This is a genomic window from Mesorhizobium sp. NZP2234 (genome assembly GCF_013170765.1).
In the GTDB taxonomy this organism is placed as follows: Bacteria; Pseudomonadota; Alphaproteobacteria; order Rhizobiales; family Rhizobiaceae; genus Mesorhizobium; species Mesorhizobium loti_D.
This window is the reverse complement of sequence record NZ_CP033364.1, coordinates 5,588,352-5,613,114: the sequence shown is the minus strand read 5'-3', so window position 1 is coordinate 5,613,114 and position 24,763 is coordinate 5,588,352. Positions and strand designations below refer to the sequence as shown.

Below are 24,763 nucleotides of genomic sequence, written 5' to 3'. Positions count from 1 at the left end.
TCGACCATCTGAAAACAAAGGGGAATCGCATGATCAAATGGCATCTGCTGGGCACCATGCTTGCCCTGGCCCTCACATCCTCCGCGCATGCGGGAGACGTCAAGGTCATCAATGAAGACGCGTGGTTCGCCGAAGGTCCGATCTGGTATCAGGACAAGCTCTTCTACGTCGAATACGGCCGCGGCACGGTGACCGTTTGGGACGGCAAGAAGAACGAGATCTTCTGGAAGATGGACGGTTGTGGCCCTTCAGCGGTGTTGCCGACGACCTCTGGCGAGTTTCTTGTCACCTGCTACGACAGCAACTCGATCGGCCGCATCTCCGCCGACGGCAAGACGCTGCCGGCCTATGACAAGGATACGGACGGCAGGCCGTTCAGCGGACCGAATGACTTCGCGCCAGACAAGGATGGCGGCATCTACTTCACCGGGTCCGGCAAGGGCGGACCGCTGATCGACGCCTCTGCCTACTACATCGGCAAGGATGGCAGCGTGAAGAAGGTTGCCGGCGACCTGCACAATGCCAATGGCCTGGTCATGTCGAACGATGGAAAAATCCTCTATCTGGTCGAGACCGAGGATAACAGGATCATAGAGTTCGACGTCCAGGCCGACCACGGCCTGAGCAACCGTCGCGTCTTCCTGCGCCTCGATGATCTGTTCCCGAGCCAGCCGCATATCTGGCCTGACGGCATCAAGATGGACAAGGCTGGCGAGATGTATATCGGCCAGAGCCCACGCTCGCTCGACGCGCCAGGCAAGATCATCGTCGTCGACAAGGACGCGAAGCTGTTGCGCACGCTTTCGGTTCCGTCGCCATCCATGCCGAACTTCGCCTTCGGACCCGACGAGAAAGAACTCTACGTGATGGCGCTAGACCAGATCGATGCAGCACCCTGGCATGGCAAGGTCTATGAGGTTCCCAATAAGTAGGGTGGTGGCCGGCTGCCAGAGCAATTGCAGGAAAAGTGCGAAGCGGTCTTCCGTCCGGAATTGCGTCAAAACAATGCCGCCGAATGCTTTCTCAGCCGAACCGATCCAGCCAATGTTGGGCAAGGTCGGAGCGGCGGCAGATCCATATGTCGGGATTGGCCTTGATCTTGTCGAGGAAGCGGGCGAGCCCGATCATGCGGCCCGGCCGGGCCGCCAGCCGGCAGTGCAGCGAAACCGTCATCATGCGCGGCGTCTTTTCGCCTTCGGCCAGCAGCCAGTCCACGCCATCGCTGACATACTCGAAGAACTGGCTGCCGGTCTCCAGGCCGGAGCCGCGCGAGAACCGGCTGTCATTGTTGTCGAAGCTGTGCGGGACGACCAGATGCCGCTTGGCGTCGACGTCGACAAAATAGGGCAGGTCGTCATTGTAGTCATCGCAGTCGAACAGGAAGCCGCCATGCTCCGCCACCAGCCGCCGGGTGTTGAGACTGGGCCGGCCGGTGTACCAGCCGAGCGGGCGAATGCCGGTGATCCGCTGGACGGTGTCCACCGTCATCGCGATGTGATTGCGCTCCTCTTCCTCGCTCAGCGGGGCGTAGTCGATCCAGCGCCAGCCATGGCAGACGATGTCGCTGCCGAGTGCCGCGATCGCCTTGCCGGCCGCTGGATTGAGCTCGAGCGCTCGCCCGACGACGTAGAAGGTCGGGATAATGTTCTTTTCCCGGAAAAGCGAGGCCAGCCGCCACACGCCGACGCGTGAGCCGTATTCGTAGAGCGATTCCATGTTGCGGTTGCGCAGACCCGGCGCCGCCGGGGACACCGCGAGGTCCGACAGGATCGCCTCGGAGACGCCGTCGCCCTCGCCGATGCTGTATTCGGCGCCTTCCTCATAATTGACGACGATGTTGAGGGCCAGCTTGGCCCCGCCAGGCCACTGCGCGGCAGGCGGCTTTTCGCCATAGCCGATGAAGTCTCGGACGGGCAGGTACGGCATTTCTCAAATCTCCCAGGATGCAGGTCGCAGAACATGCGGTCGCCGGATCTAGTCGCCGCGCATGTCGATCAGTATGCGCAGCGCCCGATCCATCATCTCTTGCGGGCCGACCGTCGCTCGCAAACAGTCGGTGAGGCCGTAGCCGCCCAGGCTCCGCACGATGATACCGGCGCCGCGCAAGGTTTTCTCGACGGCCTCCGCGGCAGCTGCGCCGGCGAAGCGGATCAGCACGAAATTCGCCCGGCTTTCGGGAACATGGTATCCGGCAGACCTCAGATCCTGCGCAAACCGGTCGCGAATTCCGGCCGTGCGGGCCACCGTTTCGCGCATGTAGGCCTGATCCTCCAAAGCCGCGACGGCCATGGCGAGGCTGGGCGTCGTGACCTGGTTCGAATTCTGTATCTTGCGCACTTGCGCCGCGACCGAAGGCGCAAACAGGCCCCAGCCGACGCGTGCCCCGGCCAGACCATAAGCCTTCGAGAGGGTGCGCAGCACGACGGTATCGCCGCGCGCGACAAGCGCAAGGATCTGCCCGGGGTCTTGGTCGTCGAATTCGCCATAGGCCTGATCGATCATCAGGAGCACGTCCGGCCGCAACGCCGCGCGTAGCCGCAGCAGTTCGCTGTTGCGGATACGGGTGCCGGTCGGATTGCCCGGATTGCAGACGAAAACGATACGCGTTGCGGGCGTGACGGCAGCCAGGATGCTGTCGATCGAAACGATGAAATCGTACTCTGCTGCCTTGACGTAGGCCGCACCGACACGCGCGGCGGCGGATGCGGCGAAATTATAGGCATAGGAGGTGCCCAGCACCTCCGCGCCTGGGCCCGCAAACGCCGCGATGGTGCAATTGATCAGGTCCATTGAACCGGCGCCGCACAGGATCATGTCGCGCTCGACACCATAGGCTTGCGCGATCGCCCCGCGCAGTGCCGTCCAGTCCGGATCGGGATAGAGATGGCTGCGGGCAATCGCGTCCTGGCCAGCGGCAATGGCCATGGGGCTGGGCGGAAAAGCGCTTTCATTCTGAGCAAGGGTTGGCCCGTCATAGCCGCCGAAATTCGCAAGCGCGAAGGCGGACATGGCCTCGATATGAGCTACTGCTTTCAGCGGCACGCTGCATCCATCGGGATTTGGATGTCGACCATCTCGCGCACCACCTTTGTTGGACCGGCTCGTGCGCAGGCTACAATCCGCCAGCTTGTTCACAAGCAAAAACTTACCGCGCAATGGCTGCGAAATTCTGGCCCTTGTTTTGCGATGCGCTTGTCATCCGTAGCGCAGCAGGCCGTTGTGCACGGGCCACAGCACGGTGGGGATATCGCCGTCAATGCCATCCGGCGCATAAGTGTCGGCCGATGTGCCCGCTCCATCCATCGTCAGCGTTGTTACGCGCATCACGTCGGACGACCCGGACCTGCACTGGGTGACCCTCAATGGTTTGGCCCTTATGGGGATGATTTTCGGCAGCCGCCTCGCCTGGGAACCATGGTCCAATCCATCAGGGTTGCCGCGATCCCGGCCCATGCCGTAGACAGGCGGCCGTGAAGGACGTTTGGCGGAGAAGAAACACATGTCGGACCGGATGAAGACCATCTCCTCGGCCAAGTCGCATGGCGGCGTGCAGGGCGTCTATTCCCACGCTTCGGATGTCTGCTCCTGCGACATGATTTTCGCCGTCTTCGTGCCGCCGCAGGCTCGCGAAAAACCTTGTCCTGTCGTGTGGTACCTCTCCGGCCTCACCTGCACCCACGCCAACGTCATGGACAAGGGTGAGTACAGGCGGATGGCCGCCGAGCTTGGCCTGATCGTCGTCTGTCCCGACACCAGCCCTCGCGGCGCCGGCATCCCCGACGAGAAGGACAATTGGCAGTTCGGCGGCGGTGCCGGCTTCTACCTCGATGCGACGCAAGAGCCCTACGCCAGGAACTACCGCATGTATTCCTATGTCACCGAGGAATTGCCGGCGTTGATCGCGCGGGAATTTCCGGCTGACATGACGCGCCAGGCGATCTTCGGCCACTCGATGGGCGGGCATGGCGCGCTGACGATCGCGCTCAAGAATCCCGGACGTTTCAAAAGCTGCTCGGCCTTCGCGCCGATCGTGCAGCCGAGCACCGCCGGCTGGTCGCGGCCGGCTTTCGAAAAGTATCTCGGCGCGGACGAGACATCATGGCGGCCTTACGACACCACCTTGCTCATCGAGGATGGCCACCGTTTCCCGGAGTTTTTCGTCGACCAGGGGACATCTGACGGATTTCTCAATGACGGGCTGAAGCCCTGGCTTCTGGAGGCTGCCTGCGCCAAGGCCGGCATTGCGCTGACCCTGCGCATGCAGGATGGCTATGACCATTCGTATTTCTTCATTTCGACATTCATGGACGACCATCTGAGATGGCATGCCCAGAGATTGTCTGACCTGAAAGCATAGTTTTTCTCGCGACCCGTAAGCCGCCAGGCCATGCGGGCTCCGCGTCAGATGCCGAACCGATCCTTCAGCCGCCCGGAAAGGATCGCGGCCTTCACCCCGAGCGGCCAGAACCGGTGAAACCGGATTGGCTGGAGCGGCGATATCGGCATGGGAAACGGCGGCGTCTCTTTGCCTCGCAGGCGCTGCGCCAGGGCAGCGCCCATTGCCGATGCCATGGCGACGCCACGGCCATTGTAGCCAAGGCAGATCAGGACGCCGTCTTCCGGCTCGTGAATGTGCAGAAGATGGTCATTGGTGATCGCGACCCGGCCGTTCCAGCCATGTGTCCAGCGAACCCCTGCAAGCGCTGGCCAAAGTCGCAGCGCATAGTCGGTGAGGTAGCGGATGGCGGAAGCATCTCCGATGGGCCTCATCGGTCCCCGGCCGCCCATGAGAAGACGGTTCTGGGCGTCGATGCGGTAGTACACGGTGATGTTGCCGGCCTCGTAGACGACAGGCCTGTCGGGGAGAATCTGGGTCGCGGCCGCCGGTGAAAGCGGTTCGGTCGCCGCGATCGCGCTGAACACCGGAACCAGGGACTGCCGCAGGTCCGGCCACAGGCTTCCGGTATAGCCATTGGTCGCGACAAGCACCTTCTCGGCGCTGACTGAGCCGTTCGCGGTTTTGAGGACCCATCGCCCGGCCTCCCTCTTCAGCGAGAGGACTTCGCTGCCGCCGAATATCCGCGCGCCGGCGTCCCGCGCGGCGGCTGCCAGCCCAAGGCTGTATTTCAGGGGATGGAGGTCGCCGCCGCGGGCGTCGAACATGCCGGCTATGTATCTGTCGGTTCCGGTGCGCGCCGCCATCGCCTGTGCGTCCAGCATTTCGACCGGCATTCCCCGTCGTATGCATTGCGCGGCCGTGGTCTGTGCGGCGGCTTCCGGCTTCGGCCGGATGGCCGCGCGTATGGTGCCGTTCTGCCGCGCCTCGCAGGCGATCGACAGGCGCCTGATTAGATCGAAGGTGAAGTCCGGCGCGCCATAGGAGAAATCGACCATCCGAGGCCCAAGCTCAGGGCCGAACATCGCCTCGATCGTGTCGGGATCGTATTTGAGGCCGGGATTGACCTGGCCGCCATTCCTGCCCGACGCGCCCCAGCCCGGCTGTCGGGCCTCGATCACGGCAACGTCGTCGCCGGCTTCCGCCAGATGCAGGGCAGTCGAAAGGCCGGTGAAACCTCCGCCGACAATCGCGACCCTCGCCCGCTGCGCGCCGGCGAGGGCAGGGTAGCAGCCGGTGCCGCCGGCCGTTTCGCGGTAGAGGCTCTTCGGTGGGTTGCTCTCAAGCATGCTGGGCATCGTCAGGGTGACCGGGGAGGAAAACAGGCCCGGGAGGCTGGATGAAGCCGTCGGGCGAAAGGGGATGCGCCACCTGCGAAAAACTCCATATGGCAACGGCAGACCGTCGGCCATCGTGCCCGGTGCGCGCCAGGCAATTCAGCATGGCTTTCGGGAAATCACAACAGCTGCGACAGCGCCGCCATGAAGTGGTCATTCTCCGCTGGCGAGCCGATGCTGACACGCACGTAGCTGTCAAAACCTTCCTGCTTCCACGGCTTGACGATGACACCTTCGCGAAGCAGGCCCTCGGCGAAGGCGGAGGCATCTTGCCCGCAGTTGAAGAACAGGAAATTGCCTCGGGAACGGGCGACTTCGAGGCCCTTGCTCACCAGGAAATCTTCGAGACGGGCTCTCTCCGTCCTGGCCAGCGCGACGACCTTGGCGAGGTGTCCCTCATCCGCGAGCGCTGCCAGCGCGGCCGCTTGCGCAACGCCATTGGCGTTGAACGGTGTGCGCACCCTGTCGAGCAGCGCACGCAATTCCGGATCGCCGACGATGCCGAAGCCGATCCGCAATCCGGCCAGGCCGAACGCCTTTGAAAATGTCCGCAGCACGATCCAGGGCAGATCGCGTTTGCAGAGGTAAGGCATTGACGAGGCGTAGTCCTCGCCTAGCGCATATTCGGCATAGGCTTCGTCGATGACAACAAGCGTCTCGTCACCGACGGCATCCAGCACCTTCGACAGATCGCTGCCGGAGAGCCAACTGCCGACGGGGTTCATAGGGTTCGAGAACATCAGCAAGCGCGGCCTTTCGCGCACCGCCTCGATCAGGGCGTCGACATTGATCGTGAGATCGTCGTTGACGGCCACACGGTGGATGGTCGCGCCCATCAGCGTCGCATAGTCCTCGTGCAGCGGGAACGACGGATAGAGCGTGACGACGGCGTCGCCGGGCCGCAGCACGGCACGGCTGATGACGGAGAGAAGGTCCTCCGAGCCATTGCCGAGGATGATCTGGTCCTCGCCGAATTCATATTTGGCTGCGATGGCCTGGCGCAGCTTGCGCCCGGCCGGATCCGGATAGAGCCGGAACATCTCGGGGCCGGCCTGCATCATCGTGGCGAGCGTCGGGCTCGGGCCAAGCGGGTTTTCGTTCGAGCCCAGCTTGGCGATCCTGGCCGGAGCATATCGCTGCATGACCTCGCCGATGGTCAGTCCGGAATTGTAAGGCGACAGGCGTGTGACTTCGGTTCGGACCATGTCTGAAGCTTTCGACACGAGCGGGCTCCTCTGTGGTCGGTCGACAGACACCTGTCCGTCGATCGGGTTCTCAAACATTGGTTTCGCTGCATCGCCCCGCGCGCGCCTGGTCGTCGGCGGCGGCTGGTGCAGCGAATTTTGCCAGGAGTAGCGTAGCCGAAATGGTTTGTATATGCTTGTATATGTAACTTGATCTGATAGTCTCGCTATGGAAGCGCAAGCCGACACCGGCAAGGAGGATCACATGCGCAATGCTTCTCTGTTCGATCTCGCCGGCAGGAAGGCGTTGGTCACCGGCGCCAGCCGAGGTATTGGCCGCGGCATCGCCGAGGCATTGAGCGCTGCCGGCGCCGACGTCGCGGTCACCGCGCGCAGCCTGGCCTCCCTCGGGGAAACGACAGCGGCGATCCGCGCGGCCGGCGGGGTGGCGCATGCCGTCGCCCTCGACGTCACCGATGTCGGCCGCTGCCATGCGGCCATCGCCGAGGCTGCCGGCCTGCTTGGCGGTCTCGACATCCTCGTCAACAATGCGGGGATGGAAGAGGTCCGGCCCTCGCTCGACGTCGACGAGGCGCTCTGGGACCGGATCGTCGACACCAATCTCAAGGGGGCGTTCTTCTGCGCGCAGGCCGCGGCGCGACAGATGCGCGACGCCGGGCGTGGCGGCGCCATCATCAATCTCTGCTCGCTGACCTCGGAAGTCGGCATTCCCACCGCGGTGCCCTATGGCTCGTCGAAGTCAGGCCTGCTCGGCATGACGCGAGCGCTTGCCGCGGAGTGGGCCGATCTCGGCATCAGGGTCAACGCCATCGCCCCGGGCTATTTCCGGACGGCCATGACCGATGTGTTCTACAACAACGAGGCATGGCAGCAGTCCATGCTGGCCAAGATCCCGCAGCATCGCTTCGGTGATCTCGGCGATCTGCACGGCGTTGCCGTGTTCCTTGCCTCGGACGCCGCGGCCTACATAACCGGCCAGTCCATTCCGGTGGATGGCGGTTTCCTGGCATCGATCTGAGGCAGCTCGCCACTGGTTCGAAATCAACGTCTCCCGCAACGTAACCTGCCGGCACGTTGCGCTCCAACAAAGAGGAATACCCATGTCCGACATCAGCTTCCACGATCTGTCATCGCTCGATGCCAGCCAGCGGGCCGGCCTGCTGAAACGCGCCGAGGCCGATCTGTCGGTCTTCGTCGAAAAGGTCCGCCCGATCATCCAGGCCGTCAAGGACGAGGGTGACGCCGCGCTGATCCGCTTCGCCAGGGAACTCGACAAGGCCAATGTCACGGAGGGCGGACTGAAGGTGTCGGAAGCCGAGTTCGACGCGGCCTTCGACAAGGTCGAAAAGGACGTCGTGGAAAGCATCGGCTTCGGCATCGACAACATCAGGCATTTCCATGAGGAGCAGAAGCCGGAGACGATGTGGCTCAAGGAAGTCCGGCCGGGCGCCTATGCCGGCGACCGATACACGCCGATCGCCTCGGTCGCGCTCTACGTGCCACGCGGCAAGGGTGCCTTTCCTTCGGTGACGATGATGACGTCGGTCCCGGCGGTCATTGCCGGTGTGCCGCAGATCGCCATCGTGACGCCGCCGACATCGGACGGTTCGGTGGATGCGGCGACCCTTGTCGCCGCTCGCCTCGCCGGCGTTCACACCGTTTACAAATGCGGCGGCGCACAGGCTGTCGCCGCCGTCGCCTACGGCACCGAGACGGTGAAGCCCGCGCTCAAGATCGTCGGTCCCGGCAGCCCGTGGGTGGTGGCGGCGAAAAGCGTGCTGTCGTCGATCATCGACACCGGTCTTCCGGCTGGTCCGTCGGAAGCCATCATCTTTGCCGATGACAGTATCGACGGCGGCCTGGCCGCGCTTGACCTCTTGATCGAAGCCGAGCACGGGCCGGATTCCTCGGCCTATCTGGTGACGCACAGCCGCAAGGTTGCCGAGGCGGCACTTGCCGCACTCCCGGAACACTGGTCGCGGATGACGGAGCAGCGCGTGGAATTCTCACGCGCGGTGCTGACGGGAAAGCGCGGCGGCATCGTGCTGACCGCATCGCTGGAAGACAGCTATCGCTTCATCAACGACTATGCGCCCGAACACCTGGAAATCCTGTCGAAGGAGCCGTTCGCGCATCTCGGACACATCACCGAGGCCGCCGAAATCCTCATGGGTCCGCACACGCCGGTGACGCTTGCCAACTTCGTCCTTGGGCCGAACGCGGTGCTGCCGACCAGCCGCTGGGCGCGAACCTATGGACCGCTTTCGGTGACGGATTTCGTCAAGCGCTCGTCGGTCGGCTATGTCACCTCGGCCGCCTACCCGGAACTGGCGAAACATGCCCGCAGGCTCGCCCGCTACGAGGGCTTCAGTTCGCATGAAAACGCGGTCTCGGAGATCCGCGACCGCTATCTCGCCGGCTGAACGGAGACGATCGCGATGAAGGCGGCACGGCTTTATGGACCCGGCGATCTGCGCGTGGAGGATATCGCCGCACCGGGCATTCCGGATGCGGGCTGGGTAAAGCTCAGCATCGATGCCGCCGGCATCTGCGGGTCGGACCTGCACAATTTCCGCACCGGCCAATGGATAAGCCGCTCGCCTTCGACGGCCGGCCATGAGCTGACCGGCACGGTGATTGCCGTGGGCGAGGGCGTCGACACCGTCGCCGTCGGCGACAGGGTGGTTGCCGATTCCCGGTTCTGGTGCGGAGACTGCGCGCAGTGCCGTGCCGGCAGGCGCCATCTCTGTGCTTCGCTGGGCTTCATCGGCGAAGTCTGCGACGGCGGCTTTGCCGAGCAAGCCGTGCTGCCCGCACGCCTGCTGCATGTTGTCGATGCCGCGCTTGACGAGCGGGTCGCAGCAATGGCCGAGCCGCTTGCGGTGGCGCTTCACGCGGTGCGGCGCCTGCCGAAGACGGCAGGCTCGGTGCTGGTCGTTGGCTGCGGGCCGATCGGCGGTCTTGCCGCGCTGCTGCTGTCCCGGAGCTTTGCCGGCACGGTGCTTGTCGCCGACCGCAACCAGGCGCGCCGTGCCCGCGTGGCGAAGGTGACCGGAGCAACAAGCGTCGACCTCAACCGTGAGGCGATTGCCGCCGCGACGGCCAATGCGCCGCTGCTGGCGGCCGTCGAGGCGACCGGCAGCATCGCCGCATTCACTCAGTTGCTCGGCGTTCTCGATTCCGGCAGCGCGGTGGCGATGGTCGGCATTTTCCATGGTCGTCTCGACATCGACCCAAATCTCCTGGTCGAACGCGAGATCGCATTGTTGGGATGCCATGCCTTCGCCGACGAGCTGCCCGACGCCGTTGGGATGCTCCGTGAACTCAGCGAACCGTTGCTCGCCCTGATCGATCGCGAGATCGGTCTCGACGACATTCCGGCCGCCTATGAGCGGCTGTTGGCGGGGGAGAGCGATGGCTTGAAAACAATCATCCGCATGCGGCAACCTGTTGAGCCGGCGTGATTTCCGATAAATTGCCGGAAAGGACTTTGAAATGATCGATTTGCCCGATACGGCGAGCCCTCTTTACGAGAAGGTGAAGGACTACATCCTGGCCAACATCGGAACGGGCCGGTGGGGCAAGGATCGCAAGCTGCCGTCCGAGAACGAGCTGGTGGTTTCGCTTGGTGTCTCGCGCATGACGGTCCACCGCGCCTTGCGGGAACTGACCGCGGCGGGGTTCCTGATCCGGCTGCAAGGTGTGGGCACCTTCATCGCGCCGCCCCGGCCGCAATCGACGCTGATCGAGATCAACAACATCGCGGCCGAAATCGTCGAGCGCGGCAACAGGCATCGCTCCGAAGTCCTGGTGCTCGAAACCATCATGCCGACCAAGGAGCTCGCTCTGTCCTTCGAGTTTCCAAAGCGGGTTTCGATCTATCACTCCGTCGTCGTCAATTTCGAGAACGATTTGCCGGTGCAACTGGAAGAGCGCTTCGTCAATCCGAGCCTGATCCCCGACTACGACAAGCAGGATTTTTCAAAGACCGCGACCTACGACTACCTCATGCAGAAGACTCCGGTGACCGAGGTCGAGCATATCATCTCGGCGATTCCCGCCGATGCCGAGACCGCGCGGCATCTGAACATCGATGTCGGCAGCTGCTGCCTGTTCCTGCATCGCCGCACATGGACGGGCGCCGTCGTGGCGACGATCAGCAAGCTGACTTATGCCGGCAGCCGCTATTCGCTCGGCAGCCGGTATTCACCCTCCAGGACCCACTGACTTCGAAAGCGGATGCGGATCACGAAGCTTTCGACGCAGATGTATGTACATGCACTGATAAGAGCCGTTTCCTGCCTTGCGGTCGGAATCGCTGGAAGGGACGACCGATGATGCAGAGCCGCACGGCGCGGATCCGCGCTCTCGCACAGCACGATGTCGCCGAGGCGCAGCGCGCGCTGATGACATTGCTGGCCGATCTGTTCGGGCTGAGCCCCAGCAATGTCCGCATCAATTTCGACAAATACAGCCTCAATTCGTTGAACGGCTTTTTTGACAGCGACGGTCAGGCCTACTTCTTCAAGTTCCATCAGGAAGAACGCGAGGAGGGCATGACCGGCGAATACTACCGGGCCGAGATCCTGTCGCGTGCAGGCCTGCCGGTCGATCAGCCCGTCCATATGTCCGCCCAGCCTGGCGAGCAGATCCTTGTCTATCGCCGCCGCACGGATCCGAGATTTTCGGACGTGCTGTTCGCGCTGGATACCGAGGATGATGCGGGCAAGCGGCGCGAGGCGGTTCATGCCGAGCGCGAGCTTTCGGCCAGACTGCTCGAGGTCTATCTCGAGACGCTGCATCCGGTGACCGTCGCGCAGGTCGCGGCGGAGCCTATCCACCGGCTGTTTCATGAGCGGCTGATCGACGCCGATACACGCTCGTCGCCGGGCGGCCGACTGGCCGATTTCTATATCGGCAAGCCGTTTGTCTTCCCAGATCAGGAACTGGACTGGGAGCAGTTCTCCCGGCTGAAATTCGTCGTCAACGGCCGGCCTTACACCAGCAGCATCGGTGAGCTTTTCGACGCCGCGGCCGCGCGGCTGCGGCCGGACCGGCTTGCCGATGCCGGCGGCGTGGTCGCGCATGGCGATGCCCACAATGCCAATGTCTGGTACACGGCGAAGGCGAGTGGGGCGGAACTGTCCTTCTTCGATCCCGCCTTCGCCGGTTCGCACATCCCCACGCTGCTGGCGGAGGTGAAGGCAACGTTCCACAACATCTTCGCCCACCCGTTCTGGCTCTACGATCCGGCCATCGCGACGGAGGTTTTTCGCGCGCGGGCGCGGCTGGACGGAAGCCTCTTTCATGTCGACACGGACTGGGATCTGAGTCCTGTCCGCCGCGACCTGCTGGAGGTCAAGGCGACCGCCCTGTGGCGGCCCTTGCTGCTCGAGCTCAATCGGCGCGGCATGCTGCCGGCCGATTGGCGCGCGGTTCTGCGCGCAGGGCTTTTCCTGTCGCCGACCCTGGTCATGAACCTGCGGGCCGGCGCGCGCAGCCACACGCCGGTCTCTTCCCTGATTGCCTTTTCGGTCGCGGTCATGGTCGGCAGCGAGCCCGTCGCTGGGGTCGATCGGGTCACCGATTTCCTCGACCGGATCGATCCTGAAGGGACGGGCGGACGCGCCTGATCACAGGGCAAAATGGAGTCACGCCAACTTGTATATGCATGTATGTATTTTAGCCTTGACATCCGCTGCCGCTGACGCTGAAATATCCTTGCACTTCACCACGAAGTGGTGGGCAAGACGCCGGGGCTCATTGCCGCGAGAGCAGAAACCCACAGTCTCACCAGACCGGATGCCTGGGTATAAAAGCGGTCTGATCATCAAGGGGAACTTAGAGATGATGCGTAACCTAGCAGGACAATTTCGCGCGCTCATGATGGCCGCCGCCGTCGGGCTCGCCGCCGCCCCAGCGGCCTACGCGGCCGATGCGGCCATTCCCACGACGCCCGAGGCCGGATCGTTCAAGATCGGCATCGAGCCCTGGCTTGGCTATGGCCAGTGGCACGTCGCTGACGCCAAGGGCCTGTTCAAAGCAAACGGCCTGTCGGACGTCCAGATTGTCAATTTCGCCGAGGACAAGGACATCAATGCCGCCTTGGCCAGCGGCCAGCTCGACGCGGCCAACATCGCCACCCACACGGCGATGGGCATGGTCGCCGCCGGCCTGCCGGTGAAGATCGTGCTGCTGCTCGATGTCTCCATGACGGCCGACGCCATCATCGCAGGCAAGGACGTCACCTCGATCGCTGACCTCAAGGGCAAGCAGGTTGCCTTCGAGGAAGGCACGACGAGCGACATCCTGCTCAAATACGCACTGGCAAAAAACGGTATGTCGGTCGCCGATATCCAGCCGGTTCCAATGCCGGCCGCCGATGCCGGCGGCGCCTTGATCGCCGGCCGCGTGCCGGTCTCCGTTACTTACGAGCCGTACCTCACTGTCGCCATGGCACAGAACAAGGACGTCAAGCTGCTGTTCACCGCCGGCGAGGATCCCGGCCTGATCAGCGACGTGCTGGTGGTGCGCGACGAAGTGATCAAGTCGCGGCCCGGTCAGGTGCTGGCCATGATCAAGAGCTGGGACGCCGCGCTCAAGGACTATAATTCAGACACACCCGGCGGCCGCGCCATCATCGCCAAGGCAGTCGGTTCCGACGTCAAGGACCTGAACACCGCATTCGACGGCGTGCGCTATTACTCGCTCGCCGAAAACAAGACCGCGCTGACCGGCGATTTCACCACCAAGACATTCGCCGATGTCGAAGCGGCCGCCAAGAACGCCAAGCTGCTTCAGGCGGATGTGACGCCTGAGCAGATGATCGACCCGTCCTTCGTCAAGGCGGCGGAATGACAGAGGCCGGATCGCGGTGGTAACGCAAATGTCCGGAGAGCCCCCCGCGAAAACCGGCCTGACCCGTCCGGCAGCGGGACCGGTCGCGAAACAAGCAAGGCGCCGCCGATCCTCCGGGATCGGCGTGCCCATCGCCCGCTCGCGTTTCCTGATGATCGCGGTGGCCGTCTTTGTCGGGCTTGGCCTTGCCTGGTGGGCGGCGACCGGGCTGGAATGGGTAAAGCCCATCTTCCTGCCGTCGCCCGGCAGCGTCGCGACCCAGATCGCCAAGCTCGCCACCGACGGCACGCTCTGGATAGATCTCACGGCCTCGGCGTATCGCATCTCCATCGGCTTCCTCATCGCCTCGGCCCTGTCGATCCCCATCGGCGTGCTGATCGGCAGCTTCCGCTCCTGGGAGGCTGGTATCGAGCCGCTGGTGGATTTCATCCGCTACATGCCGGTCGTCGCTTTCGTGCCGCTCTCCATTCTGTGGGCCGGTACCGGCGATACGCAGAAATTCCTGATCATCTTTATCGGCACCTTCTTCCAGCAGGTGCTGATGGTCATGGACAATGTGAAACGGGTTCCCGCCGATTTCATCGGCCTTGGCCGCACGCTCGGGCTGCCGGACCGCAAGATCCTGACGCGCATTGTCGTGCCCAGCGCCTTGCCTGGCATATGGGATACGCTGCGCATCAGCCTGGGCTGGGCGTGGACCTGGCTGGTGCTGGCCGAACTCGTCGCGGCGACGTCCGGCTTGGGCTATCGCATCACCGTGTCGCAGCGCTATTTCCAGACCAACACCATCATCGGCTACATCCTGCTTCTCGGCGTGCTCGGTCTCATCACCGACCAGGTCATGAAGGCCCTGGAAAAGGTTCTGTTCCGGCAGGAAGGCCATTCGCAATGAGGAACCGCCGATGACTGTTCCCAAATTGCGCATCGCAGGTCTCGACAAGAGCTTCGGCACGGGCGAGCGGCGCACGGAGGTGTTGCGCGACATCAACCTCGATCTTGCCGACAATGAGTTCGTCTCCCTTGTCGGCACGTCGGGCTGCGGCAAGAGCACGCTGCTGTCGATCGTCGCCGGCCTGCAGGACTTCGACGCCGGCGATCTCAGCATCGATGGTGTGCCGATCCTGCAGCCTGGTCTCGACCGTGGCGTCGTCTTCCAGTCCTACACGCTGCTTCCCTGGCTGACGGCGCGGCAGAACATCGAGTTCGCCCTCAAGGCCGCCGGTTACGACCGCACGGCCTGCCGTGAGATCGCGCTCGAGCATCTCGACCTCGTCAAGCTGTCGCAGAGCGCCGACCGCTTTCCGTCCGAACTGTCGGGCGGCATGAAGCAGCGCGTCGCCATTGCGCGCGCGCTGTCCTATCGGCCGAAGATGCTGTTGATGGACGAGCCGTTCGGCGCGCTCGATGCCTTGACCCGGCATCAGATGCAGGAACTGCTGACCCAGATCTGGGAAGAACATAGGCTGACCGTGCTCTTCGTCACGCATGACGTTGAGGAGGCGGTCTATCTGTCGGACCGCATCGTTGTCATGGGGATCGGCCCGGGACGCATCATGCAGACCTTCAACGTGGACATCGAACGGCCGCGCAGGGAAGAGGTGATGGAAACCCCGGCCTTCATGGATTTGCAGCGCGACGTCCACAAGGCGATCCGTGAGGCATCAAGACGCCCCGAAATCGCCTAGCATCCGGGCCCTCGACATTCCCGAGCCCGACGGAACCATGGCATTTGCTTGCGACACTGCGCATGGGAACGCGGCCCGGCGCAGTGCGCGACACAGGCGTCCCGGAACATCCGGATCGCCTGTCTTGCTCAGGCCGGCGGCGGTCAGCGATCAGGGGCCGTGGGGACCGCACAGGTCGAGCGTCCACGCGATGGTTCCGCAGAAGTCGCCGGCGTAGCCATGGTAGCTGCCGTAACCGTTGTAGTAGTTGTCCATCCAGCCATTGCCGGTCGCCGAATTGTCGCCGGTCCAGCCGCCGCCAACCCAGCCGCCGTGACCTCCATGCCTGCCATTCGAATGGCCGCCATGGGCAGCGGTGAGGTGGACATAATGATGCTTGACGACGGCGGCATCGGCGACGGTTGCAAATGGGATCGCGCTGGTGACCAGGGTCAGCAGGACGGAGCTGAAGAATACGAGTTGCCTTTTCATGGGATGGCTCCTTTCCGTTCCAGAGATATGGGAAGGAAAGCCGTGCGCGTCGGACACGTTCCTTCACGAAATCGGGACGGGCGCTCGCTGAACCGCGCAGCGTCTTTGGGTGACGTCGCCGGTCCAGCCGGTGCCCAGTTCGCTCACGGCGCCGGTCAAGATTTGTTGACTTCCGGCAGGGTGGAAAGGACTACCCCCAACCTATTTGTCGGACCATAAGACGGCCGTGCGATCAGGCTCCGGCTGGCTGGCACAAGTGAGGCAATCTTGCCTTTGAACTAGGATGCGCCACTTGGCTACGACCTATAAGCAGCCTGCATGATGGAATTGGCCGGAGCATTGGAACAGCCTCAATTTGCCACCGAGCGCGATCCGCGGCTGAGGCTGATCATCCCGATCATCGTCGCCATCGCCTTTCTGATGGAGCAGCTCGACTCCACCATCATCACCACCGCGATCCCGGCCATCGCGCACAGCCTCGACACGACGCCGGTCCGGCTCAACCTTGCGATCACCACCTACATTCTGACGCTCGCCGTGTTCATTCCCGTCAGTGGCTGGTTCGCCGACAGGTTCGGCGCGCGAAGAGTGTTCGCGCTGGCGCTGTTCACCTTCACCCTTGGCTCGGCCCTGTGCGGCATGGCCGACAGTTTCGGCATGCTCCTGGCCATGCGCGCGCTGCAGGGGTTGGGCGGCGCCATGATGACGCCGGTCGGGCGGCTCATCCTGCTGCGCAGCTTTCCGCGCAGCGGGCTGATCACCGCCATGACCTACATGACCTTGCCGGCCATCATGGGGCCGGTCATCGGGCCACTGCTCGGCGGCCTGCTGACCACCTACGCCTCTTGGCGCTGGATATTCTACGTCAACGTGCCCTTCGGTTGCCTTGGCATCCTGGCGGCGCTGCGCTTCGTCGACGATTTCCACGAGGAAGCGGTGCAGCGCTTCGATTTCGCCGGGTTCCTGATGGTGGGATGCGGCGTGGCGCTGCTGCAATTCGGGCTGGAAAACATCGGCCGGCCGATCATCCCCGTTTCAGCCACAGTGCTGGTCCTGGCCGCTTCCGTCCTGCTGCTGCTCGCTTTCGGGCGCTATGCGCGCCGCGTCGTGGCGCCGGCCGTCGACCTGACGCTGTTTCGATTTCGCTCCTTCTGGGTCGGCACGCTTGCCGGTGGCCTGTGCCGCGTCGGTCTCAACGGCGTGCCGTTCCTCATGCCGTTGATGTTGCAAGTCGGCTTCGGCATGAGCCCGGTCACCTCGGGGTCGCTGACATTCGTCGGCAGCTTCGGTGCCTTGCTGATGCGGCCGCTGCTGTCGCCGCTGCTGCGGCGCTTCGGCTTCAGTGTAGTGCTGATCGGCAGCGCCGTTGTCGGCTCCGCCACCGTGGCTGGTTTCGCCCTGATGAATGCCGATACGCCGCATTGGATGATCGGCGTTTATGTCTTCCTGTTCGGCATCGTCCGCTCGGCCCAGTTCATGACCTCCAACACGCTGTCCTATGCCGACCTGCCTGCGGACAAGCTCAGCCGCGCCACCAGCCTTGGCGGCGTGCTGCAGCAGCTCAGCGTTTCGCTTGGCGTCTCGATCGCAGCCATGCTGCTGGGCCTGATCGCGGGGGAGACCCACGTGCTCACGCCGGAACGTTTCCACCGGGTGTTCCTGCTGACCGCGACCATCCCGCTGCTCTCCATTCCCGGCTTCCTGTACCTGCGCGCCGAGGACGGCGTGCAGGTCAGCGGCCACGTCAGGCGATCCCGCAAATAGATCTCTCGGGGAGGGGCAGGGCGATCGGTTCGAACCGCTCACGTCGCTTTGCCGACCGCCGCGTCCATTCCCATCTCTTCCTCGGAAATGTCGTCGAACGAGGCGTAGTTCATGTTGTAGAGGCGGGCGTAGAGGCCCTTCCTCTGCATCAACTGCTCGTGGTTGCCGCTTTCGACGATCTCGCCATTCTGCAACACGATGATGCGGTCTGCGCCGCGGATGGTGGCCAGCCGATGGGCGATGACCAGTCCGGTGCGGCCCTCCAGAAGCTTTATCAGCGCCTTCTGGATCAGCATCTCGGTGTAGGAATCGATGCTGGCCGTGGCCTCGTCGAGCACCAGAATCTTGGCGTCGGCCACCAGCGCGCGCGCAAAACTGATCAGCTGGCGCTGGCCGAGCGAGAGATTGCCGCCGCGCTGTTCGAGCTCGGTGTCGTAGCCATCGGGCAAGTGCTCGATGAAGTCGTGCGCACCGACCGCCTGTGCGGCGCGCACCACCTCTTCGCGGCTGGCTGATGTCTTGTGGTAGCGGATGTTCTCCAGCACCGTGCCGGAGAACAGGAACGGCTCCTGCAGCACCATGGCCACCTGATCGCCGAGCGAATCCTGCGTCAGGTCACGCACATCATGGCCGCCGACCAGAACCTCGCCTGACCAGACATCGTAGAAGCGGTGCACCAGCGCCATCGAGCTCGACTTGCCGGACCCGGTTGGACCGACAAGGGCCACGGTCTCGCCCGGATTGACGCGGAAGGAGATGTTCTTCAGCACCGGCTGGTTCTGCCGGTAGCCGAAGGTGACATTCCTGAACTCGACCGAGCCGTCCATGTCGCGCGACAGCGCCACCGCGTTTTCCTTGTCGCTGACATCCACCGGAACGTCGAGCACTTCGGAGATGCGCTGGCCCGAAGCCATGGCGCGCTGCATGACGCTGTACTGCATGGTCAGCGAGCGGATCGGGTCGAAGAAGCGCTGGATATAGAACAGGAATGCCACCATGACGCCGACATCGAGGCTGTGCGACAGCACCATCGAACCGCCGACCACGATGACCGTCGCCATGGCGATGCCGGTCAGCGTGTCGACGATCGGCACCATCACCTGAGCGTATTTCGCCGACCGCAGATGGGCATTGAGATTGGCCAGCACCTTCTCGTCGTAAAGGTCGAAGTTGACATGCTGGCGCTCGAGGCTCTGCACGGTGCGCACGCCGTGGATCCCTTCGGCCAGAGCGCCATTGGCGATGGAGTTGGTCTCGTGCGCGGCCATGAAGGCGACCTTGGCGCGCGGCAGCCAGAACAGGCGCACGATGAACAGCATCGGCATGGTCGACAGCGTCAGCAGTCCGAGCCGAAAATCGAGCCAGAGCAGGACGGTGACAATGCCGAACAAAAGCACGATGTCGCCCACCGACATCACCGAGGTCTCGAGGAATTCCTGCATCGAATTGACGTCGCCCTGCAGGCGCGACATCAGCCGGCCGACCTCGGTCTTGTCCATGAAGCTCAGTGACACCCTCTGCAGGTGGCTGAACATGGCGCGGCGCAAATCGGACAGCACGTTCTCGGCCACCTTGCCGACGACGCTCTCTTGCACATGGCTGGCAGCGTAGTTGACGAGAATGATCACGGTAAAGGCGGCGATCGCGGAGATCATCACCGAGCGGTCGAGCTTGCCCGGAGCCATGCCGTGGTCGATGGCGTAGCGGATGACCAGCGGGATCGCCAGCTGCGTCAGCGTGAACACCAGCACCGCGGCGACCGAGATGAAGATCCGGCCCCTATACGGTCTGACGAAACTCCAGATGCGCCTGATGATGCGAGGGTCATAGGCCTTGCCGAAAACCTCTTCCTCGTCGCGGTGTGAGCCGACGACTGCCTTTGTCGGTCGTCCGCTTTTGTCATCCTTCTCGTCTTCGTCCTGCGTCGGCATCATGCGGCTCCCTCGAGCCGATCGTCGTCCGGCCGCAGTTGCAGATCGTAGAGCTTGCGATAGCGACCGCCGAGCGCCAGCAATTCCTCATGCGTGCCGCGTTCGACGATGCGGCCGCCTTCGACGAACAGGATCTGGTCGGCATGCATCAGCGAGCTCAGCCGGTGCGAGATGATCAGCGTCACACGATCCCTGGCGAAGCGCTTCATCGCCGCGCGGATGCGCTGCTCGGTGCCGGCATCGATGGCCGCGGTGGAATCGTCGAAAACCAGGACCGATGGCCGCAGCATCAGGCTGCGCGCGATGGTCAGGCGCTGGCGCTGGCCGCCGGAAAGCGACGCGCCGCGCTCGCCGACGACCGTGGTGTAGCCGGCCGGAAGCCCGATAATGTAGTTGTGCAGCTGGGCATACTCGGCGGCCTGACCGATACGGGTCTCGCGCGCCCATGGGTTGCCATAGGCGATGTTGTTCTCGATCGAGGTGGTGAACAGAAACGCGTCCTGCTGCACGACGCCGACCACCTTGCGCAGCGATTGCAGCGTGACCTTGCTGATGTCCTGGCCGTCGATGGTGATCGCGCCCGAGGTCACGTCGTAGAAGCGCGGGATCAGATGCGCGATGGTCGACTTGCCGCTGCCGGGCGGACCGACAATGCCGACCGTCTCGCCGGACTTGGCCTCGAAAGAGATGCCGGACAGGGTCGGGCGGCCGCCCGCGCCCTCATACCGGAAGCCGACATTGTCGAAACGCAGCACGCCCTTGGTGATGTCCAGTTCCCTGGCGTCAGGCGCGTCCTTGATGTCGAGCTCGGTGTCGAGCAGTTCGAACAGCCGCGTGCCGCAGGTCGAGGCGCGCGCGAACGAATTGACCATCAGGCCGAGCTGGCGCACCGGCATCTGCAGGATGGTCATGAAGGTGAGGAACTGGGCCAGCGTGCCGACGCTGATCTGGCCCGCGATCACCTTCTGGCCGCCGAACCACAGCACCAGCCCCATGGCGGCGAGGAAGGAGAAATTCATGGCACTGGTGTTGGAGACGCGGATGTCGACGCGTTCATTGGCCAGCTGGAGAGCATCCTGCTTGGCGCGGTCGAACTTCGCCAGCTCATGGCGCTGCGCCGCGAAGGCGCGCACGACGCGGATGCCGCCGAGATTTTCGTCCATCACCCGGCTCAGCACCGACAGCCGTTCCTGCAGGGTCAGCCAGGTGCTGCGCAGCTTGAGCTGAGTGACCGAGGAGCGCCAGGCAACGAACGGCACGAAGCTGAGGCTCAACAGTCCGAGCACGAGATCGGTGCTGATCAGGAGGTAGGCGCCAACGCCGATCAGCACGCCGAGCAGCACCACGCGCAGGATGCCGGTGGAAAAGAACATGCGCACGCCGTCGAGATCGAGCAGCCCGAGCGTGATGAGATCGCCGGTATGGACCCGGTCGTGGAAGGAGAAGCTCAGGCGCTGGATCTTCTCGTAGAAGGCGAGCCGCAGTTCATAACCGGTCTGGTGGCCGACCGCCTCACCATAATAGTTCTGCGCCATGGTGCAGAGGCCACGCAGGATGCTGACGACGAGCAGCGTCAGCGCCGTGTTCCACAGCGCCTGCTCGGCCGCGGTTCCGGCACCCGCGGCCATCACGCCCTGAGCCTGGTCGATGGCGCGTCCGAGCAAGCGCGGAATGAAAAGCTGCAGCGTCGCGGCGATGAAGGTCGAGGCGAGGGTGATGGCGACTTGCCAGGGGTGGCGCAGCGTCATGCGCACGATCCGCAGCAAGGTGCTGAGGCCCTTGCCCCAAGAGGCTTCCGCCACATGGGCAAACGATTTGCCGCGCTTCGCCACGCCGGTGGCTGCATCCGTGCTCAAAGGAAAATATCCAGTCCAATCCGGACATTAGCCCGGATGAATAAAGCAAACTCAGTTCTGATGGCGCGATGTTACGCGTGTCGGACTTGACCCTTCAAGGGGCCAATGGCGGCATCGCACTGTGCCTGAAAAGGCGATCGTGTCGCAACTTGCCGCCGGTTTGCCGCCAGCGATCGATCCGGAACCTTTCCGGGCCGATAGGTTCTGGCTATTCAGGATGCCCTGCTGCCGGTAGCAGGGCTTGCCGCATTTGCATGGGGGAACGATGTGACCACAAACACCAGCACACAGGTCGCGGATCTGATCGATCCGCAAGCCGTCTACACCGTGCTGATCTGCGATCTGGTCGGCTTGCGCCTCGGACCCGACGGCAAGCCTGATCCGAGCGAGGCGCGCGCCCATATCGAGGCCAAGGGCGGCCGCTTCCACCTGTCCGCGCTTGGCGACAAAGCCGATCTCGAACAGGGCCGGGTGCATTTCTTCTACCGGCCGGACCTCAGCACCCGGGAGGAACTGATCGAAGCCGCGGGCGACGGACGCTATGACGGCGTCATCGCGGCGGCGACCTTTCTGCCCGCCGAGACCGTTTTTCCGTTGGCCGGCGTGCGCATCGGCGCCGGCACCGGCAATATGGGCTCTCGCTCCTGGGGCGGCGGCAGCGGCGAGGGCGGCACCGCGGTGCTGATGAACACGCCCGGCATCAACAGCCGCGCCACCGCGCAGATGGTGATGAAGGCGATCCTGAAAGTGCTGCCGGATCTCCCGGTCGCCTTGCTGCACGACCGGGTGGCGCGCGGCGCCTTCGATACCGGCAGGGAACTGCGCGATTTTCCGACCGAGAAGCTCGAAGGCAAGACGATCGCGATCATCGGCTATGGCAATATCGGCCGCGAGGTGGCCAAGCTCGCCCGCGCCTTCGGCATGCGCGTGGTGATTCATGCACGGCCACGGCACCGCGACTGGATCGAGGCCGAGGGTTTCGCCTATGCGGCGGACCTTGTCGATGCGGCGGAAGGCGCCGATGTGCTGAGTGTCCATGTCGGCCTGGGCAAGCAGGACGCGCGGACTGGCCGCTACGCCAATGCCGGGCTCATCGGTTCGGATGTCCTGTCACGCATGAACAGGGGCGCGGTGCTGGTCAATTACGACCGCGGTGAACTCGTCGACGTTGCGGCGCTTGGCGACGCGCTGGATGCAGGGCAGGTGCGCCACGCCGCCATCGATGCCGATCTCTTCAGCGATATGTCGACCGGGCGTCTCTCCGGCCCGATGCTGCCCTATCTCGGCCTTGTCGAAAGGCATGGGGCCAGGCTTGAACTTCTGCCGCACGCCGCGGCCGATACGGACCATCCCTCGCGCGTGGCCGGCGCCAAGCAGGCCGTCGACCAGATTTTCGATGTCATCCGCCGCAAATCGGTGACCAATGCGAAAGGCACCGTGCCGGAAGGGTATCTTTCCCTTGGCGCGACGACGCCGCCCGGCATCGGACCGGTGACGGCGGATCATCTCCTGAAACTGGCCGCCAGCGAATGCTCCGAACTGGCTGACGTCTGTGACCGGCAAAGCCGCTTGTGGAAGGCTCTATCGGAGGCGCCGCCCGCCGAGCGCGGCGCGATTGTCGGCGAACAAGGCGAGGAACTTGTCCGGCTGATCGACCGCTTCTGCCTTCTGGCCGAGAAGCTCAATCTCAGGGGCCCTTACCAGTAGGGTCAGACCGGCCGGGTTTAAAAATGGCGCTGGCTCAGTATCTTGGTCCCGCCACCATCCGCGCCACCCGCGTCATGTCGGCGCTCATCTCGCGGTCGTCGTCGAGCGGGCTGACGAGCGCGCGGACAGCGGCGAAGGTGCGCTGCGGCCCGTCGCCCATGCTGTCGACGACGCCGCGCAACTCCACGCCTGTCGCCGCGAAGATCAGTTCCATGGCAACGAGATAGCGCATGCGCTCGATGATCTCGGCCGTCTTGGCCACCACGCGCGGCGCCATCGACGACTGGTCCTCGATGCCGTCCGAAACCGCCAGCGGGCTGAGCGACATCGGGTTGGCCAGATGCCGGATTTCGGCTTCGAGCGCTGACAATGGTTTCTGCAGCTCCGCATAGCCCTGACGGCTGCCGCCTCTCGCCGACAGGAAGCGCGGCAGGTCCGCTATGGTTGGCGACATCAGCTTCATGCAGCGGTTGGCGGTCCCGACGGCGCAATGCGCGAGCGCCTGGCCAAGCTGTTCAAAGGCCAGCGTCATCGCCGTCAGGTCGAAATTGCCGTTGGAAACCACCCGTTCGCCCTCGGCCAGGATGACGGGGTTGTCACCCGAATGGGTCAGTTCGATCTCCGTTGCCAGCCTTGCCTGTTCGAACGCATTGAGCAGGCCGCCCCAGACCTGGGGCACGCAGCGATAGCTGAGCGGATCCTGCAGGCGCCGCGCCGCCTTGTCCTGCCACAGGCCGCTGCCCACAAGCTCCTTACGCAGCCGCGCGCCGATCTCGCGCTGGCCGAAGGCCGGCCGCGCGGCAAGGGCATCCGCGTCGATCGCGGTGAGGGAGGAGCGAAACGCCTCATAGTTGAGCGCCACGGCAGCCAGCGCCCAGTCAATGAGATGGGCGATGTCTTCGAGGCACAGGCACGCCGTTCCGGTCGACAGGCTGTTGGCAACGATGATGGCGTGGCCGTCTTTTTCGCGCAGGTCGAGCGGTTCCAGTCCGGCGAGAGCCAGCGCCTCGGCGGAGGGCATGATCCTGCCCTGGAACTCCGCCTCGCCATCGCCGCGCAGCGACCTTGCCATATGGCCGAGATGGGCAAGGTCGGCCGCGCCGATCGATCCCCATGTGGGGATCACCGGATGGACGCCGGCGTTGAGCGCGGCGACAAGACCCAGGACCACGCGTTCGGAGGTGCCGGTGCCGCCGGCCGCCATGCCCGAAATGCGTGCGGTCATCAACGCCCGCACCGCTTCGGTCGGCAGGGCAGGCCCGATACCCATGCTGTGGCTGAGCGGCACGCTGTGCTGGAAGGCGATCAGGTCGGCCTGCGCGAGCGGCGTGTCGACACAGGCGCCGAGGCCAGTCGTGACGCCGTACATCGGCTTGCCAAGCCCGGTGAGATGCTCGATGAGGGCGCGGCTCGCCCGGATGCGGCGCATCGCCTCTTGGCCCACCATCAGGCGGGCTCTGCGTCGGGCAATCTCAGCCACATCCGCGACGCCGAGCGGATTGGCGTCGAGCACTATCATTCGGGCTGTCATGTCTCGCTGTTTCCTGTGACCA

The 24,763-nt window shown here is 63.9% G+C and carries 21 protein-coding genes; 12 read left to right on the top strand and 9 right to left on the bottom strand.

Features of this window, described 5'->3' with window-relative positions:
* Positions 1 to 29: 29 nt before the first annotated feature.
* Entirely contained in the window at positions 30 to 932 is a 903-nt protein-coding gene (locus EB230_RS27605; RefSeq protein ID WP_056564868.1) for an SMP-30/gluconolactonase/LRE family protein, read from the top strand.
* A 91-nt stretch (positions 933 to 1,023) separates the two neighbouring features.
* Here EB230_RS27605 and EB230_RS27600 read toward each other — a convergent pair whose 3' ends face one another.
* From EB230_RS27600 to EB230_RS33025, 3 genes are all read right to left on the bottom strand, one after another.
* Entirely contained in the window at positions 1,024 to 1,926 is a 903-nt protein-coding gene (locus EB230_RS27600) for an allantoinase PuuE (RefSeq protein ID WP_056564865.1), read from the bottom strand.
* A gap of 48 nt (positions 1,927 to 1,974) precedes the next feature.
* The gene (locus tag EB230_RS27595; RefSeq protein ID WP_244493911.1) at positions 1,975 to 3,042 is read right to left on the bottom strand and encodes a histidinol-phosphate transaminase; all 1,068 of its coding nucleotides are present in this window, start codon (positions 3,040 to 3,042) and stop codon (positions 1,975 to 1,977) included.
* A 153-nt stretch (positions 3,043 to 3,195) separates the two neighbouring features.
* Positions 3,196 to 3,327 carry a hypothetical protein gene (locus EB230_RS33025; RefSeq protein WP_274534538.1) on the bottom strand — a complete coding sequence of 44 codons (132 nt, stop codon included), beginning with the start codon at positions 3,325 to 3,327 and terminating at the stop codon, positions 3,196 to 3,198.
* A 172-nt stretch (positions 3,328 to 3,499) separates the two neighbouring features.
* Here EB230_RS33025 and fghA point away from each other — a divergent pair, with 172 nt between their 5' ends.
* A complete protein-coding gene (gene fghA, locus EB230_RS27585) occupies positions 3,500 to 4,357 on the top strand; it encodes an S-formylglutathione hydrolase (protein ID WP_056564859.1) in 858 nt (285 codons plus the stop codon).
* Between the two features lie 44 nt (positions 4,358 to 4,401).
* Here fghA and EB230_RS27580 read toward each other — a convergent pair whose 3' ends face one another.
* Together EB230_RS27580 and EB230_RS27575 are read right to left on the bottom strand one after the other, a co-directional pair.
* On the bottom strand, positions 4,402 to 5,685 hold the full coding sequence (locus EB230_RS27580; protein WP_172374304.1) for an FAD-binding oxidoreductase: 1,284 nt from the start codon (positions 5,683 to 5,685) through the stop codon (positions 4,402 to 4,404).
* Positions 5,686 to 5,852: 167 nt separating this feature from the next.
* Complete coding sequence (locus EB230_RS27575; protein ID WP_246738860.1) at positions 5,853 to 6,956, bottom strand: histidinol-phosphate transaminase; 1,104 nt, start codon at positions 6,954 to 6,956, stop codon at positions 5,853 to 5,855.
* A gap of 226 nt (positions 6,957 to 7,182) precedes the next feature.
* On the opposite strand from EB230_RS27575, the gene EB230_RS27570 reads away from it, so the two are divergent.
* The 8 genes from EB230_RS27570 to EB230_RS27535 all read left to right on the top strand — a co-directional run bounded on the left by EB230_RS27570 (position 7,183) and on the right by EB230_RS27535 (position 15,481).
* Positions 7,183 to 7,956, top strand: coding sequence for a glucose 1-dehydrogenase (locus EB230_RS27570; protein WP_056565743.1), 774 nt, complete (start codon positions 7,183 to 7,185; stop codon positions 7,954 to 7,956).
* 82 nt (positions 7,957 to 8,038) lie between these two features.
* Entirely contained in the window at positions 8,039 to 9,361 is a 1,323-nt protein-coding gene (gene hisD, locus EB230_RS27565; protein WP_172374303.1) for a histidinol dehydrogenase, read from the top strand.
* A 15-nt stretch (positions 9,362 to 9,376) separates the two neighbouring features.
* Positions 9,377 to 10,402 carry a zinc-binding dehydrogenase gene (locus EB230_RS27560; protein WP_056564853.1) on the top strand — a complete coding sequence of 342 codons (1,026 nt, stop codon included), beginning with the start codon at positions 9,377 to 9,379 and terminating at the stop codon, positions 10,400 to 10,402.
* Positions 10,403 to 10,433: 31 nt separating this feature from the next.
* The gene (hutC, locus tag EB230_RS27555; RefSeq protein WP_056564850.1) at positions 10,434 to 11,165 is read left to right on the top strand and encodes a histidine utilization repressor; all 732 of its coding nucleotides are present in this window, start codon (positions 10,434 to 10,436) and stop codon (positions 11,163 to 11,165) included.
* A 107-nt stretch (positions 11,166 to 11,272) separates the two neighbouring features.
* Positions 11,273 to 12,571 carry a hypothetical protein gene (locus EB230_RS27550; protein ID WP_056564847.1) on the top strand — a complete coding sequence of 433 codons (1,299 nt, stop codon included), beginning with the start codon at positions 11,273 to 11,275 and terminating at the stop codon, positions 12,569 to 12,571.
* A 217-nt stretch (positions 12,572 to 12,788) separates the two neighbouring features.
* Positions 12,789 to 13,796: an ABC transporter substrate-binding protein gene (locus EB230_RS27545; RefSeq protein ID WP_056565741.1), complete on the top strand. Its 1,008-nt coding sequence runs from the start codon at positions 12,789 to 12,791 to the stop codon at positions 13,794 to 13,796.
* 124 nt (positions 13,797 to 13,920) lie between these two features.
* Positions 13,921 to 14,688, top strand: a complete 768-nt coding sequence (locus tag EB230_RS27540; RefSeq protein WP_162258870.1) for an ABC transporter permease — start codon at positions 13,921 to 13,923, stop codon at positions 14,686 to 14,688.
* A gap of 10 nt (positions 14,689 to 14,698) precedes the next feature.
* Positions 14,699 to 15,481, top strand: coding sequence for an ABC transporter ATP-binding protein (locus tag EB230_RS27535; RefSeq protein ID WP_056564844.1), 783 nt, complete (start codon positions 14,699 to 14,701; stop codon positions 15,479 to 15,481).
* A gap of 150 nt (positions 15,482 to 15,631) precedes the next feature.
* Here the strand turns inward: EB230_RS27535 and EB230_RS27530 are convergent, their stop codons facing one another.
* Complete coding sequence (locus tag EB230_RS27530; protein WP_056564841.1) at positions 15,632 to 15,952, bottom strand: hypothetical protein; 321 nt, start codon at positions 15,950 to 15,952, stop codon at positions 15,632 to 15,634.
* Between the two features lie 339 nt (positions 15,953 to 16,291).
* Between EB230_RS27530 and EB230_RS27525 the strand changes: the two genes are divergently transcribed.
* Positions 16,292 to 17,716: a DHA2 family efflux MFS transporter permease subunit gene (locus EB230_RS27525; protein ID WP_246738859.1), complete on the top strand. Its 1,425-nt coding sequence runs from the start codon at positions 16,292 to 16,294 to the stop codon at positions 17,714 to 17,716.
* Between the two features lie 38 nt (positions 17,717 to 17,754).
* Here EB230_RS27525 and EB230_RS27520 read toward each other — a convergent pair whose 3' ends face one another.
* Positions 17,755 to 19,650, bottom strand: coding sequence for an ABC transporter ATP-binding protein (locus tag EB230_RS27520; RefSeq protein WP_056564836.1), 1,896 nt, complete (start codon positions 19,648 to 19,650; stop codon positions 17,755 to 17,757).
* A complete protein-coding gene (locus tag EB230_RS27515; protein WP_172374301.1) occupies positions 19,647 to 21,503 on the bottom strand; it encodes an ABC transporter ATP-binding protein in 1,857 nt (618 codons plus the stop codon). The genes EB230_RS27520 and EB230_RS27515 overlap by 4 nt, the downstream gene beginning before the upstream one ends.
* A gap of 267 nt (positions 21,504 to 21,770) precedes the next feature.
* Here EB230_RS27515 and EB230_RS27510 point away from each other — a divergent pair, with 267 nt between their 5' ends.
* The gene (locus EB230_RS27510) at positions 21,771 to 23,210 is read left to right on the top strand and encodes a 2-hydroxyacid dehydrogenase (RefSeq protein ID WP_172374300.1); all 1,440 of its coding nucleotides are present in this window, start codon (positions 21,771 to 21,773) and stop codon (positions 23,208 to 23,210) included.
* Between the two features lie 34 nt (positions 23,211 to 23,244).
* Here the strand turns inward: EB230_RS27510 and hutH are convergent, their stop codons facing one another.
* The gene (gene hutH, locus EB230_RS27505) at positions 23,245 to 24,741 is read right to left on the bottom strand and encodes a histidine ammonia-lyase (RefSeq protein ID WP_172374299.1); all 1,497 of its coding nucleotides are present in this window, start codon (positions 24,739 to 24,741) and stop codon (positions 23,245 to 23,247) included.
* Between the last annotated feature and the right edge of the window lie 22 nt (positions 24,742 to 24,763).